A 14,542-nucleotide genomic window follows, 5' to 3' on the forward strand; every position below is an offset into this window, starting at 1 on the left:
AGCGCATGACCGACCCGTCCGGAGCACCTGGGGCCGAGGCTCGGCCCCCCGCGTCGAAGCGGGCTCGCCTCGCTGCCCGTGTCGGGGTCTTCGGCCTCTTCGCCGCGGCCTTCGTGACGCCGCTGGGCGGAGCCGAGTGGGTGTCGGCGAAGGTGTTTTTCGGCCTTTGGCTGCTCTCGGTCGTCGCGGTCGCTCTCGCGAACGTGCGCTCGGCGGACGACCCGTGACACCCGCGGCGCTCGGTGTCGTCGGGGCCGTGCTCTTCGTCCTCGTGTGGTTCGGCGTGGCCTACGCGGCCGAGCACGTCGGCTCGTTCCGCCGCCTCGCGCGCCATCCGGCTACCTACGGGCTCTCGCTCGGCGTCTACGCCACTTCGTGGACGTTCTCGGGCAGCGTGGGGTTCGCCGTCGACCACGGCCTCGCCTACGCGGCTACCCCGATCGGGTTTTCGCTCGCGTGCTTCGGTGCGCCGTTTCTGTTCGCTCCGATCGCTCGCGTGGTGCGCGCGCACGGCGCAGCGAGCCTCGCCGACCTCTTCGCGTTCCGCTACGCGAGCCAGGCCATCGGCGTCTTGGTGACGTTGCTCTCGCTCGTGAGCTCGGCGCCTTACCTGGCCGTGCAAATCCAGGCCGTGGCGAGCGCGAGCGAAGGGCTCGGCGTGGGGCACGTGTGCTCCGGCGCCGTCTTTTCGCTCCTGGTGCTCGTGTTCACGGTGTCGTTCGGTGTGCGAGATGCATCTACACGGGGGTCCCACCCGGGGCTCGCGCTCGCCATGGGGGTCGAGAGCCTCGTGAAGGCGCTCGCGCTCGGCGCCGTGGCCGTCGTGGCCTACTTGGCCCTGCGCAGGACCGGCAACGACGTGCCGGTTGGGACGTTGGCGTTCCCCACCGGCGTGGCCGGAGTCCGCGGCGCGACCTGGAGCTCGATCGTGCTCCTCTCGGCGCTCTCCGCGTTCGTCCTGCCGAGGCAGTTCCACATGGCGTTCGTCGAGGCGCCGCGCTCCTCCGAGGCGAGGCGCCGTGCCATGGACTACGCCACGTGGGTCACGCCCGCGCTCCTCTTCGTGATGTCGCTCGCCGTGCCGTTCATCCTCGCGTCGGGCCGCGTCCTCGCGGCGAACGAGCGGCCCGACAAGCTCGTCTTCCACGTCTCGCGCGAGGTGCCCTGGGTAGCTGCTCTCGCCTTCGTGGGAAACGCTGCGGCCGCGAGCTCCATGATGGTCGTGACGGCGCTCGCGTGCGGGACGATGGTGCTTCATCACCTCGTCCTCCCGGTCTCGGGGGCGCTGCATCGCGGCGATCCGGCCGGTACGCGGGCCGACGTCTACGCGAGTCTCTTGCGTGCGCGCCGCGCGTCGGTGGCTTTCGTGCTCACGCTCGGGTTCCTCTCGTTTCTCGTCGTGTCGAAGGTCGAGGGGCTCGTCGAGATCGGCCTCGTGGCGTTCGTCGGGTCGGCGCAGCTCGCTCCGGGGCTGCTCGGCGTCGTGCGCTTCCGCGGGGTGAGTCGGGTGGGCGTCACGGTGGGCCTCGTGCTCGGCACGATCGCGTGGGCGTGCCTGCTCGTGGCTCCCCTCGTGCTCGCTGCGCTGGGCGTGAGGTCGTCGCTGCTGGATGCGCTCGGGCAGGGCCAGACCGAGCCGTGGACGCGGGCGACGTTCGTGTCTCTCTCTCTCAACTTGGTCGGCATGATCGTGGGCTCGATCGCCGTGCCACCCGAAGCCGTCGAGCGCGACGCCGCGGCCGCTTGCACGGAGGACGCACTGCGGGAGCGGCCCGCCGCCGGCGCCCTCGACACCGTCGAGATCGAGAACCGCCTCGCCTCGCAGCTGGACCGGACCTTCGCGCGCCAAGAGCTCGGGCTCGCCCTCCGAGAGGCGGGTGTGGGGGAGGGGACTCTCTCTTCTGCGGAGGCGAACGTCGTGCGGCAGGGGCTCGAGCCTCGGCTCGCGGGATACGTGGGGCCGCTCAGGGCGCGCACGGTGGTCGACGCGGCGTTCTCGGTCGATCGCACGTCGGGGCCCGAGGCGGCGCTTCGCGCGCTCGACGAGGCGCTGACGCGCACCCAGGCTCGTTTGTCGGGGCCACTCGCGCACCTCGAAGCCGTGCGCGCGTGGGTGAGGCGCCTCGTCGACGAGCTGCCGGTCGGAGTGGTGGTCGTGGGGACCCGTGGTGACGTGGTCCTGTGGAATCGCGCGATGGCCGAGCTCTCGTCGATTCCTGACGTGCAGGCCACGGGGCGCGCCATCGGTGCCCTGCCTCCGCCGTGGAGCGCCGTTCTGTCTACGTCGAAGGCCGAGGGTAGTGATGCGCAGACGTGCGAGGCAAACGCGGAGGGTCGCTCACTACTCGTTCGGCGCGGGGGCACGCAAGATGGGCTCCTCGTGCTCGTCGTGGAGGACCACACCGAACGACGGCGACTCGAGGAAGGCCTCGCGCACCACGACAAGTTGGGCTCGCTCGGGCGGCTCGTCTCGGGTGTTGGGCACGAGATCGGCAACCCCTTGGCCGCGCTCGGGCTCGTGCTCGAGAGGCTCCATGGAGAGGTGGGCGCGGGTCTTCCATCCTCGGTCGGTGAGGTCGACGACGCGCTCGCGCTCGTGCGCCGCATCCGCACGATCCTAGGAGATTTGCGGGGGTACGCGCGCGGGGTCGAGGGCGTGGCTCGCGAGCCGGTCGAGCTCGGCCCGGTGGTCTCCGAGGCCGTGCGCTTGCTCTCCCTCTCCGGCGAGCGACGAGGCGTCGAGGTGCTCGTCGCCATCCCCGACACGCTCACCGTGCTCGGGGACCGCTCCCGTATCGCGCAGATCGTCGTCAACCTGGTCGACAATGCCATCGACGCGAGCCCCGACGGGAGCGCCGTGGAGGTGCAAGCCCAGATCGACGGCGATCGCGCCGTGCTCGAGGTCCGCGACGACGGGCCCGGTATCCCCGAGGAGCTCGCCTCGCGCATCTTCGAGCCCTTCGTGACGACGAAAGACGTCGGGAAGGGCACCGGGCTCGGGTTATGGGTAGTGTGGGCGCTCACCTCGCACATGGGCGGTGAGGTGACGGTCGACTCGGCCCCGGGGCGAGGTACGGTTATGTCGGTGAAGCTCCCCCTTGCGCCCGACGAGACCTCCACCAACGAGAAGCTCGCATGAGAAACGTGCTCCTCGTGGAAGACGAGCCGGTCTTGAGGCGGGAGGTTCGCAAGCTCCTCGAAGGCGCTGGCTACATGGTGGTCGAATGCGAGACCCTCGACGAAGCCAGGGCAGGTCTCGAGCGCGGTGGCGTCGACGTCGTCGTGTCCGACCTTCGCCTCCCCGGCGGCCTCGGCACCGATCTCCTCCCGCTCGCCGGCGCCGTGCCGCTCTTGCTCATGACGGGGTACGCGTCCGTGCGGTCCGCGGTCGACGCCATGAAGCGCGGCGCGGCCGACTACCTCCCGAAGCCGTTCGATCCCGACGAGCTGCTCGCGGTCGTCGCGCGCCTCGTGCGGAAGGACGGCGCCGCGGCTCGTACGGCCCCCTCGGAGCCTCCGCGAGAGCCACGCATCCTCGGTGCGTCTCCGGCCATGGACGATCTCCGCGCCAAAATCGCGCGCGTCGCGGCGACCGACGTGCCGGTCCTCGTCTTGGGCGAGTCGGGCACCGGGAAGGAGCTGGTCGCGCGGGCGCTTCACGACGAGAGCGCGCGGCAGGCGGGGCCGTTCGTCGCGGTCAACTGCGCGGCGATCCCGGAGAGCCTCGTCGAGGCGGAGCTCTTCGGCTCGTCGCGCGGCGCCTTCACCGGGGCCACGTCGGACCGGCCCGGGCTCGTCGAGGCCGCGGCTCGCGGTACGCTCTTCCTCGACGAGATCGGCGAGGTGCCGCTCGCGGTCCAAGCGCGGCTCCTGCGGTTCCTTCAAGAGAGCGAGGTGCGCCGCGTCGGTGACACCCGCTCCAAGAAGGTCGACGTGCGGGTCGTCGCGGCCACGCACCGCGATCTGCCCGCGCTCGTTCGGGCGGGGACGTTCCGCGAGGACCTCTACTACCGTTTGCGCGTGATGGAGCTCACCGTGCCGCCGCTCCGCGCCCGGGGCGACGACGTCCTCGCGCTCGCTCGTCTGTTCGTGACGAGCTCGGCTTCGCGCTGGAAGCGACCCGCTCCCGTGCTCTCGCGCGCCGCCGAGGCGTGCCTTGCTCGGCACTCTTTCCCGGGGAACGTGCGCGAGCTCGAGAACGCCGTGGCCCGCGCGGTCGTGCTCGCGGGCGAGGTGATCGAGCCCGAGCACCTCGCGCTCGTTCCCGAGGGCTCGCTCTCCTCGGTGGCGAGCGGACCGGTCCCGTCGCCCGAGCCGAGCGACTCGTCCCTCGAGTCGTACTTCGTGCGCTTCGTCCGGGAAAACCAGGATCGCATGAACGAGATCGAGCTCGCCGCCGCGCTCGGCATCTCGCGAAAGACGCTGTGGGAGCGGCGCCTCAAGCTCGGCGTATCGCGCCCGAAGCCCACCAAGAAGGGGTAATCGCTCGTATGCGGGTGTGCGCCATCGTGTGTGTGTCGGTCGCCTTCGCGCTCTCCGCGGCGTGCAAGGGCTCGTCACGAGGAGGAGAAGAAGCAGGCGCGCGCCCCGCCTCGTCCTCTCCTCCGGGCGTGCCGAAGGTCGCCTTGGCGTGGCCCTCGCTCCCCACGACGCCCGAAGCGGCTCGTGCGGTGGTCGATGCATACGCGGTGCGAAAGACCCACGCGAAGCGGCCCGAGCCGACCTCGGCGCGTGATCTCCTCGAGCACCTCGGCGCGGTCGAGCTCGCGCGTGCTCCGTCGGGAGATGCCGCCGTGAAGAGCGCGCTTCTGAGACGCGTCTCCGAAGGCACCGGCGATGGGTATCTTCTGGTCGGCGTGAGCCACGCGTCCGGGGAGCCCGTGGTCGCCTTTCGCAGGCTCGTCGAAGGCCCCGGCAGCTACACCCACGTCGGTCTCGAGCCGCTCGCGGCCGATGGCCACTGGTCGGGCCTCTCGGACGCGGAGCAACGCGGCTCGAGCGCGCTCCTCGCGACGTACATGACCAAGGGCGACGCCGAATCGCTCGAGGCGCTCCGCGTCGCGCACGACACCCACGACTACGCGGCGTGGAAGCTCGGGTACGCGAGTCTCGTGCTCGACCTCGTGCCTCCGTCGCGCGCCGGAGCCTATGCGCTCGTGCCACTGGACATGCCGCCGCACCTTAAGACGAAGCTGGCAGCCCTCGGGGATCGGCTCCTCGACGTGCGCGAGCTGCACGCGTTTTTCGCCCTCCGCGAGGCCCTCTCGGGGCCGCGGCCGCGGGCACGTGTGGCGATGCTGTGGGGCGACGCTCACGTAGGGCAGTCGGGCATCGCACGTTTCCTCCCGGTCGGCGCGACGGTGGTCTCGGTGCACGTGCTCGGGCTCGAGGCGGAGCCCGGTCGGACCTCGGACGAACGCGACGCCGGGCCTCCGGCGACCACCGTGCTGGACCCGTTGCTCGTGCCCATGCCCTCTGGAGACCTCGCGCTCGTGCTCCCCTCTCCAGGCGCCGATTCGCGCGTGGATCGCGTGCGGCGTGCCGATGGCGACGGGGGCGAGACGAGGCTCCTCGTGTCGGGCGAGCCGGGCATGGTGGTGACGGTGGGCGGCCACACGATCCGCGTCACGGCGAAGGCGCAGGCGATCCCGGCGAGCGCGGGTGATCTCACCTACGTGGTGGAGCGGAAGGGGACTCGGATCGTCGGAGCGCTCACGCTCGTCGCCGGGGAGGCGTGCGAGCTCCGCGCCGACCGGGCCGGACTCCACGTCGAGCATCACCTCCCGAAGGACGCCGATCGTCCGCGATGATGGGCCGCGGGGCGGTCGTAGCGCCGTGCGCGCGTCTTCGCTCACCTCGACGTGCGACGTCGGCGTGCGGCGTGCGTACCTCGGGCAGCGAACCGACGATGCCCCCGAAACCCCTCTCGACCCGGACCGCCTATCTCTCCGTGGTAGCCGCGCTCGGCGCCCTCGCGTGCGGGAAAATTGCGCCCGATCCCGGATCGAGCCCGGACGCGGGCCCCCCTCTCGCCAGCCCCTCGTCGCTCGTGCCTACCGACGCGGGACCTCGCCCCATCGTGTGGGGGATTGTAGGTGTCGGGCAGTCGCTGGCCATCGGCACGCGCCGCGGGGCCGAGCCCTACGAGCCCGTCGTGAAGAGCGCGGGGGAGGGGCATTTCATGCTCCGAAACCTCACGGGAGGCACGGCGGACAGCGTGCCGTTCGCGTGGGCCCGGCCCGCGTCCGAGTGGCAGCTCTCGCAGCTCTCGGAGCCCCTTCGCGAGCGAGGGACGGGGGTGCACGCGTGGCCCGAGAACGTGGCGTCGCAGTCGCCTCACACGCCCTTCGCGGCCGAGATCGACCGCCTCTCGTCGGGCACGATCCGAACGGCGCACGTCGTCGTGGGGCAAGACGGTCAGCCGATCTCGGCGCTCGCGAAAGGGGGAACGCAGCCGAGCTACGCCGCGGCGCTCGCCGAGGCCACGAGGCTCCGCGAGCTGCTCGCGGCCCGGGGTATGGAGCTTCGGTTCGCGGCGGTGCTCCTCACACACGGCGAGAGCGACGACACGAACCCCGCCTACGCGGACGACATCGTGAAGCTCCAGGCCGACTACGAGCGCGATCTCGACGCGGTTACGGGCCACGCGGATCGTGTCCCGATCTTTCTCACGCATCCGTCCGCGGGCTACGCCGGTCGCTCCGGCGAGGGCTATAACGGTGCCATTTTCGCCATGTCCCGCGCGGCTCGCGAGCACCCCGATCGCGTCCGCCTCGTGGGAAGCAAGACCCACCTCGAGTACCTCGAGAACGATTTTCACCTCACGGCCGCCGGAACTGCGGAGCTCGGCCGGCTCTACGCGCGGCACGTCCTCCCTTGGATCGCGCGTGGCACGTTCGTGGAGCCGCTCGTCCCGGTGCGGATCGAGCGCTCGGGGACGCGCGTGACCGTAGTCGTCAATCGCCCCGTCGTCGACGACCCTCGCCTCTTCGGAGAAACCCACGCGCAGGGGCCCTGGGAGAACGCGCTCGGCCTCGAGGTCACCGCGGAGGATGGCACGCCCATCGCGGTGGAGTCGACCGAGCTCGACGGCGAGCGGATCGTTCTGTCGTGTGCTTCGGTGCCAGCGTTCGTCTCGCATGCGCTCTACGCAGATGGCCCGTCGCCAGCGCTCCGCCGCGTTCGCCTCCGCGACCGCGACGGCGAGTGGCTCGTCCAGTTCCGCGAGCCCGTGCCGGGCGACTGAAGGCCCTCAGGCCTTCGGCTTCGCCTTGCCGAGCACCCGGTTTCGGAGCACGAGGGCCGGCTCCTCGACGCGCACGGTGAAGAGCACGCCGAGCGCGAAGGTGAGCGTCACGTACACGATCGAGCCGACGACGCCGCTGCCGAGGTGCTTCGTGATGTACGGCCCCACCACCGGGTGCCACAAATACCAGTTGTAGCTGTAGTACGCGACGAACCGCACGGGCCAAAAGAGGCCTTGGAGCGGGCCCTTCGTCGGGTCGGTGTGGTAGGCGCCCAAGATCGCGAGGAACACCGAGAACGGCACGAGGGTGAAGAGGATCACCTTGTGGAAGAAGTCCCCGATGGGCATACCGCGCTTCTCGGCGAGCACGTCGAACGCGAGCGCCCCGAAGAAGATCACCACGCCCGCGAGCACGAGAGGCAGCCTCGGCGCCCGCTTGACGAGCTCGGGCTTGAAGCGAACGAGCACGGCGAGCAGCACACCCCACGCGAGCGCGTCGATGCGGTTGTGGGTGGCCGAGTACGTCTCTTTGCCGAAGCGAAAGCCCGCGAGCTTCCCGAGCATCCCGAGGGCGATGGCGCCACCGACGAGGAAGAAGAGCGGCTTGATCTTCTGCCCCGTGATGCGACGGAGCACGAGCATCGACACGGGCAAGAGCACGTAGAAGTGCTCCTCGACGCACAAGGACCACACGTGATCGAACGCGGGGTGCGGCGTGCCTCGGTAGTTCTGGAAGAAGAAGAGGTACCGAGGCCAGTGCTCGATCGTGATGAGCATCTCGGGCCGCTCCACGCGGTAGAGCAGGTACGCCGCGCCCGTGCCCACGAAGAGCATCGTGTAGTACGAGGGCCAGATCTTGAACGCGCGCGCCGCGAAGAAGCTCGGGAAACGAAAGGGCTCCGGCGTGTCCCATTTGGCCACCAAGATGCGGCCGATGAGGAGCCCCGACACGACGAAGAACACGTCCACCCCGAGGTACCCGTAGGGCAGGATCTCCCCGTGGTAGAGCACCACGGTGAGGATCGCGAGCCCACGGAACACGTCGACCGCGGGCACCCTCCCCTCCTGCGAGAGAGACTTCCGGACCTCGCGCCCGAAGATGGCATCGCGCACGGAATCGAGGGGAGAGGTCGTCATGTCGGAGGTTCGTGGATGGGGCGTGGAAGGCCGCTGACGCGCGGCACGCTACCACGAGGTCACGCGCCGGCTCCGGCCGGTTGACCCATCACCCTAGTCGATGGGATCTATCGGAAGATCGTCTCTTCCGTCGATAGGTTGGCGGTCCTACCCTCTTCGCTCGAGGAGGCTCCCATGACCCAGTCCGCTTCGTCCCCGTCGTTCACCGTTCGCCGCGCCGCCGATCGCGGCCGCGCCGAGCACGGGTGGCTCTCGTCGCGCCATACGTTCTCGTTCGCCGACTACCACGACCCACGTTGGATGGGCTTTCGTGCCCTGCGCGTCATCAACGACGACCGCGTCGCGGCCGCCAAGGGCTTCGGCACGCACGGCCACAAGGACATGGAGATCGTGTCGTACGTGCTCGCGGGCGAGCTCGGCCACAAGGACTCGATGGGCAACGGCTCGGTCATCGTGCCCGGAGACGTGCAGCGGATGAGCGCCGGCACGGGGGTGCTCCACAGCGAGATGAACCCTTCGCCGACGAGCCCGGTGCACTTTCTCCAGATCTGGATCCAGCCGAGCGAGCGCGGCATCGCGCCGGGGTACGAGCAGAAGCGGTTCTCGCGCGAGGAGAAGCTCGGGGTCATGCGCCTCGTGGCGTCCCCCGACGGGAGCGGGGGGAGCGTCGTGATCCACGCCGACGCCCGGCTCTACGCCACGATCGTCGAGGCGGGCACGTCGGTGACTCATACCGTACCGTCGGGTCGGCACACGTGGATTCACGTCGCCAAAGGCGAAGTGACGCTCGGGGATCTCACGCTCGACGCGGGCGACGCGGCGTTCTCGAGCGACGCGGGTACGTTCAGGCTGTCGGGCGATGGGGAGGTGCTCGTGTTCGACCTCGGCTGAGGCCGGACTTCGCTACTTGATGATGGGCGCGCAGTTCGTGAACTTGAGCGTCGTCTCGAGGCGGAAGTTCGACTCGACCGTGTGGCGCTCCGCGAAGAAGAAGTCGAGCGCGTAGGTCTGGCCCTTCACGATGCCGAGGCGCGCGGCTTCGGCGTCGAGGTCGACCGTGGCCTCTTGGGCGACGTGCACTCCGCCGAGGTCGACCACACGTTTTCCGCCGATGAAGACCCAGACGTCGTCGTCGCCGCGGAACTTGAACACCTCGCCGCCGCCGTACGAAAACTCGGTGTGGAGCTCGTACGTGAAGTGGTAGTCGTGTGGGAAATTTGGAGTGTTTCCGAAGCCTTCGGGGTCGTTGTCGAGCGGGAAGAACGCGTTCGAGTCGAACACGGTGCGGCCGGTCTGCGGGTCGACCTGGGCGGGGAGCAAGAACAGCTTCTTCTGGTTCACGTTCGGGGTGTCGCGGAACCACTGGTCGAACGCTGCCTTGCCGTTCGTCGTCGGGGTGGTCGGGTTCCCGGCGTACACGGGCTTGCCGTCAGCGCCGATCGTCTCTTCGACCATGCCGCGATCGTCGCCGGTCGTGCCCTCGAAGTCGGGGTGGCCGCCGGGCTCGTCCTTGCCTTTGAAATCGCGGAGCACGCCGAGCAAGCTCGGGCCGCAGCCCCCGTCGCCGCCGTCCGGGCGTGTGCCGCCGTCGGGGAGCGGGAACCCACCGTCGGGTACGGTCGAGCCCGTGTCCACGCTCGAGTCGCGGCCGTCACCGCCTGCGTCGAACGTGGCGTCGGGGCCGACGGTGGTCTCGCAGGCGACGAACCCGGCGAGGAGCGTGAGGGCGGCGGGCGCCACGAGGGCGCGAAGGAAGGGGCGAGACACCCTCCTACCTTACGCTGGGCTCCACGTGCGCGCACCCCCGACGTCGAGGCTCCCGGGGCCTTTCGTGTGCCAAATCCGTGCGTTTCGAGCGGGCTCGGCTACCCTGCGCCCAGGAGCTTCCTTCGATGCGCGTCCCGAACACGTCTCGCTCTCCGTCTCGTCCGTCGTCTCGCCCACGCCTCGGCGTCGCCCTCGCCTCCACGTTCGCCGCGTTGGGGCTCGTCTCGGCGATGGCCGCGTGCGGCTCGCGTACGGGCCTCTTCGCCGACGACACGGCGCTCCTCCCCGACGGCGCGCTCCCGGTCGACGCGCGAGTCGATGCTCCCGTCGACGGGGCCATCCCGTGCACTCCAGGCAGGTTCGCGTTCGAGCTCGCCACCGCGCAGCTCATGTTCGTGATCGATCGTTCGGGGTCGATGGCGTACTCGCTCGATGGCCAGCAGCCCGACGAGAACGGCCGCCTCCCGCTCGGCGTCCCCTCGCGGTGGAACGTGCTCCGTGACTCGCTCGTCGAGACGCTCACGCCCTTCGACACGGCCCTCGCGCTCGGCGCCAAGTTCTACCCCGAAGAGCACACCCTCGGCCCCGCGCCACCCGACGAGGCCTGCGCCACGGCCGACGGGGTCGGCATCGCACCCGGTCGTGGGAAGGCCCAAGAGATCCTTCGGGTCTTCGATCGCACGCCGCCGAACGGTGGCACGCCGACAGCCGAGGCCGTGCGCCTCGCCGCCAAGTACCTCGCGGGCACACGCTCGGTCGCGCGCACCCTCGTCGTCGCGACCGACGGCGCGCCCAACTGCAACGAGGACCTCGACAAGACCCGCTGCGTTTGCACGAGCGGAACCACGAGCTGCGCGAGCTCTCGCACCGGCGAGTACAACTGCCTCGACGACGTGCGCGCGGTGCGGGTCATCACCGACATCTTCCAAAACCAGAAGATCCCCGTGTACGTCGTCGGCATCGGCGGCGAAGAGCGCCCCGAGCTCGCGAAGGCCCTCGAGGACATGGCCGTGGCCGGTGGCCGCGCGAAACCCACGTCCCCGCGGCACTACCGCGTGCAGACGCCCGAGGAGATGCGCGACGCCTTTACGACCATCCGCGACAGCGTTGCAAGGTGCACGTATCTCACGCCGTCGGCCCCGACCGACCCGAGCGCCATCACGGTCGAGATCGACGGGCGTACGATCCCGAGGGACCCCACGCGCACCTTCGGGTGGGACTGGGTCGATCGCGAGTTCGGCACCCTCGCGTTCTTCGGCGAGGCGTGCACGCTCGCGTCGGGTGGGAGCTCGACGGTCAACGGGGTCGTGCGCTGCGACAATCCGTAAGTGCTCGATAGTTAAGCTGAAACGTGCCCTTTTGTCGGCGCTGGGAGGGCGCTCACGGGAGGCTCGCGAACCAGCGCCACGTGAGCGTCCGGTACTCTTCGCGCACGGTGTGGTTCCAGTCGTGGGGCCACGACGCGTTGAAGTACGGATCTTCGCAGAACACCACCGGGGCCGTGGCTTTGCAGCCCGCGTAGCTCACGCATCCTTCCTTCATGGGGTTCGGCGTCGTGGTGCCCGAGCACCCGTTCACGCCCGACCACGCCTCCGCGGCGGACTTTCCCCACTCGAAGCGCTCGTCGTCGTCGCGGGTGCGGTGCGTGACGAGCACGGGGAGCTGACCGCATTTCGTCAAGCTTCCTCCGAGGCTGCCGTCGCCCACCGAGATGGCCTTCACGAGCTCGGGGTGGGTGCACCCGAGCATGTGCGTGAACTTGCCGCCGTAGCTGAACCCGAACGCGAAGACCTTGGTCGTGTCGACGCAGTACGCGTCCGACAGATCGCCGATCATCTTCTGGACGAACGACGTGTCCTTGTCGCCGCCGAGCGCCCACGTGGGGCCCTGCGAGTCGGGGTAGACGACGATGGCCTTGCCGTCGACGTGGTCCTCCATCTTGAACCACGACTGGAAGCCTTTGCCGTTCGCGTACCAGCCGTGAAAGACGAGCACGACGGGGAGCTTCGTCTGGCCGTCATAGCGCTCGGGAGCCCACACGTGAAACGTGCGCCCGGTGGTGGTGGTGTGGGTCACGCCACGAGGCGCCGAGGCCACCTTTTGTCCACATCCGCGCGCCGAGGCCTGCGCGCTCGGGGGAGGCGAGGGGGGCGCGGAGCCGCTCGAGGCCGTGCCCGTCGCCGACGCGGCCGCTTGGGCGGAAGCCAGGACCGATGCCGCGGGGGACGGGCGAGGGGCGGGCGAGGGGATCGGCGCTGGGCTCGTCGCGACCGGCGGCCCCGAGACGACGACGGGGGTGGGCGGCAGCGACGCGACGGGGCGAATGGGCTGGGCCTCGTCGCGCCGGCACCCGACGAGCGCGACGAGCGACACGAGGCAAGCGAGTCCGGAGGTTCGAGCGAGCGACATGGGCACCTTCGGAGCTACCACACGGGGCCGCGAGGGAGGATTCCCGTCGCGCGACAAAACACACGGGGGCAGCGGAAATTCCACTGCCCCCTTCGATGCGATGCTCCCGAGAGACTCAGGCGGCGCGGCGGCGGCGGCGCGCGGCGAGCACGAGCGCGCCGATACCCGCAGCGATGCCGGCGGCGCCGATGGGGCGCGACTGCCCGGCGGGGGCGAGGTTGCAGGCGCCGATGTTCGCGGTCGCCTCACCCTCGGCCTGGCACCCGTCTCCATTGCAGTCGGCCGAGCCGCGCGCGGTCACGTCGACCCGGAGGTTCAGGATCTTCTGGAGCGCGTCGATGCAGTTTTGGAGGTTTCCGCCCGTGTCGACGAAGTTGCCGTCGCAGAAGAGGGCGCCTTCGGGCTTCTCGCACTGCACCTTGCAGCCGCCGGAGAACTCGGCTTTGCACGAGGCGTAGGTCTCGGCCTGGCATTTCACGTTGCAGTCGAAGTTCGCCTGGGCCGTGCACGAGCCGTTGCAACACGCGCCACACTGGGTCTGACAGGCGGCGCTCGGGGGCGTGCCCTTGCACGAGGCGTCGCAGCGGGCGCTACACGAGGCCTTGCACGAGGCCTGACACTCGCTCTTGTTCGCGTTGCTCTCGCAGCGCGCGGTGCAGTCGGTGCCGCAGTCGGCGTCGCAGTTGGCTTTGCAGTCGAACTTGCCCGGGTCGGCGTTGCAGGTGGCGTTGCAGCTCCCGCCGCAGGTGCCGGTGCACTGGGTGGTCACGTTCGCGGTGCAGCGGCCGTCGCATTTGGCCTGGAATTTCCCGGCGCACGCGGCCTCGAAGCGGACGGGCTCGCACTGCGCCGTACAGCCGCCCTTCACCTCGACCTTGCAGTTCGCGTTGGCCTTCACGTCGATGTTTCCGCAGGCCTCGATGCCGGCGTGGGCCGCCGTTGGGGCGAGGAAGAGCGCGCCGGCGAGCGCGGCGGCAGAGAGGGCACGTGCGGTCAGTCGATTCATGAAAGCCTCCAAAGTCTCGGGCGCGTGGCCCGCATGACGGCGTCTTAGGTTGGGACGGACGAGCCGCCCATCGAAGCAATTCACGGTCCACTCGGGAAAAAGATGCCCGCGTTCGGCGCCGAATTCCGCGTGGCGCGCGCTCGGGGGCTCGATCGACGGGCGGAGGCGTGACACCGAGATCCGGGCGTCACCAACCCGAGGATACAGGGGCGCGCCGGACCGGGGCGGGGTTTCTCGAGCGGTAACGCGCGGAGACATGCGCAGGCGGCTTGCGCCCACCCCTCGGCCCTGCGATGGGAAGGCGTGGATCCGGCCCCTCCTACCTTTCTCTACCGTGACGACGCGCTCGTCGTGGTCGACAAGCCCGCGGGGCTCCTCTGCCATCGCTCCGAGCTCGCGCCGGACCGAGACGTCGTGATGATTCGTGTCCGCGACGCGCTCGGGGCGTACGTGTACCCGGTGCATAGGCTCGACCGCGGCACGAGCGGGGCGCTGCTCTTCGCGCTCTCGTCGGAGGTCGCAGCGCGGCTGCGCACGGAGTTCGACGAGGCGCGTGTGAAGAAGCGCTACGTCGCGATCGCGCGAGGTGTCGTTCCGGAGGCCGTGCGGGTCGACTACGCCATCCCCAAGGCCGAAGGCTCGAAGGAGCGTGTGCCCGCGGTCACGTCGGTGCGAAGGCTCGCGGCCGGGGATCACGTGAGCTTCGTCGAGTGCCTCCCGGAGACGGGGCGATACCACCAGATTCGGCGCCACCTCGCGCACCTTCGCCACCCGCTCGCGCTCGACTCGAACTACGGGACGGGCTGGTTCAATCGGCACGTGCGGGACACGACGGGGCTCACGCGGCTCGCGCTGCACGCCGCGGGGCTCACGTTCGAGCACCCGGTTACGGGGGCGCCGCTCTCCGTCGAGGCCCCGCTCCCCGACGATCTGCGTCGTGCGATCGAGGTGCTCGGGCTCACGGGCGCGTGATGCGC

At 70.0% G+C, this 14,542-nt stretch carries 12 protein-coding genes; 8 read left to right on the forward strand and 4 right to left on the reverse strand.

The window, feature by feature from the left end:
* Window positions 1-5: 5 nt before the first annotated feature.
* From IPK71_09575 to IPK71_09595, 5 genes are all read left to right on the forward strand, one after another.
* On the forward strand, window positions 6-227 hold the full coding sequence (locus IPK71_09575; protein MBK8213987.1) for a hypothetical protein: 222 nt from the start codon (window positions 6-8) through the stop codon (window positions 225-227).
* On the forward strand, window positions 224-3,139 hold the full coding sequence (locus IPK71_09580; protein MBK8213988.1) for a PAS domain-containing protein: 2,916 nt from the start codon (window positions 224-226) through the stop codon (window positions 3,137-3,139). The genes IPK71_09575 and IPK71_09580 overlap by 4 nt, the downstream gene beginning before the upstream one ends.
* A complete protein-coding gene (locus IPK71_09585; protein MBK8213989.1) occupies window positions 3,136-4,482 on the forward strand; it encodes a sigma-54-dependent Fis family transcriptional regulator in 1,347 nt (448 codons plus the stop codon). Before IPK71_09580 ends, IPK71_09585 begins: the two co-directional genes overlap by 4 nt.
* A gap of 8 nt (window positions 4,483-4,490) precedes the next feature.
* A complete protein-coding gene (locus IPK71_09590; protein MBK8213990.1) occupies window positions 4,491-5,810 on the forward strand; it encodes a hypothetical protein in 1,320 nt (439 codons plus the stop codon).
* Window positions 5,811-5,908: 98 nt separating this feature from the next.
* Window positions 5,909-7,246 (forward strand): hypothetical protein, encoded by a 1,338-nt coding sequence (locus IPK71_09595; protein MBK8213991.1) that lies wholly within the window; start codon window positions 5,909-5,911, stop codon window positions 7,244-7,246.
* A 6-nt stretch (window positions 7,247-7,252) separates the two neighbouring features.
* Here IPK71_09595 and IPK71_09600 read toward each other — a convergent pair whose 3' ends face one another.
* Window positions 7,253-8,383, reverse strand: coding sequence for an acyltransferase (locus IPK71_09600; protein MBK8213992.1), 1,131 nt, complete (start codon window positions 8,381-8,383; stop codon window positions 7,253-7,255).
* Between the two features lie 174 nt (window positions 8,384-8,557).
* Between IPK71_09600 and IPK71_09605 the strand changes: the two genes are divergently transcribed.
* Window positions 8,558-9,274: a pirin family protein gene (locus tag IPK71_09605; GenBank protein MBK8213993.1), complete on the forward strand. Its 717-nt coding sequence runs from the start codon at window positions 8,558-8,560 to the stop codon at window positions 9,272-9,274.
* A 12-nt stretch (window positions 9,275-9,286) separates the two neighbouring features.
* Here IPK71_09605 and IPK71_09610 read toward each other — a convergent pair whose 3' ends face one another.
* A complete protein-coding gene (locus IPK71_09610) occupies window positions 9,287-10,150 on the reverse strand; it encodes a fibro-slime domain-containing protein (protein MBK8213994.1) in 864 nt (287 codons plus the stop codon).
* Window positions 10,151-10,275: 125 nt separating this feature from the next.
* Between IPK71_09610 and IPK71_09615 the strand changes: the two genes are divergently transcribed.
* Window positions 10,276-11,478 (forward strand): VWA domain-containing protein, encoded by a 1,203-nt coding sequence (locus tag IPK71_09615; protein MBK8213995.1) that lies wholly within the window; start codon window positions 10,276-10,278, stop codon window positions 11,476-11,478.
* 52 nt (window positions 11,479-11,530) lie between these two features.
* On the opposite strand, the gene IPK71_09620 is transcribed toward IPK71_09615, so the two are convergent.
* Window positions 11,531-12,559, reverse strand: coding sequence for a hypothetical protein (locus tag IPK71_09620; GenBank protein MBK8213996.1), 1,029 nt, complete (start codon window positions 12,557-12,559; stop codon window positions 11,531-11,533).
* Window positions 12,560-12,674: 115 nt separating this feature from the next.
* Window positions 12,675-13,565, reverse strand: a complete 891-nt coding sequence (locus IPK71_09625; protein ID MBK8213997.1) for a hypothetical protein — start codon at window positions 13,563-13,565, stop codon at window positions 12,675-12,677.
* A 351-nt stretch (window positions 13,566-13,916) separates the two neighbouring features.
* Between IPK71_09625 and IPK71_09630 the strand changes: the two genes are divergently transcribed.
* Window positions 13,917-14,537: a pseudouridylate synthase gene (locus IPK71_09630; GenBank protein MBK8213998.1), complete on the forward strand. Its 621-nt coding sequence runs from the start codon at window positions 13,917-13,919 to the stop codon at window positions 14,535-14,537.
* The last annotated feature ends 5 nt before the right edge of the window (window positions 14,538-14,542 follow it).

It is taken from the genome of Myxococcales bacterium, assembly GCA_016712525.1.
Taxonomy (GTDB): domain Bacteria; phylum Myxococcota_A; class Polyangia; order Polyangiales; family Polyangiaceae; genus JAAFHV01.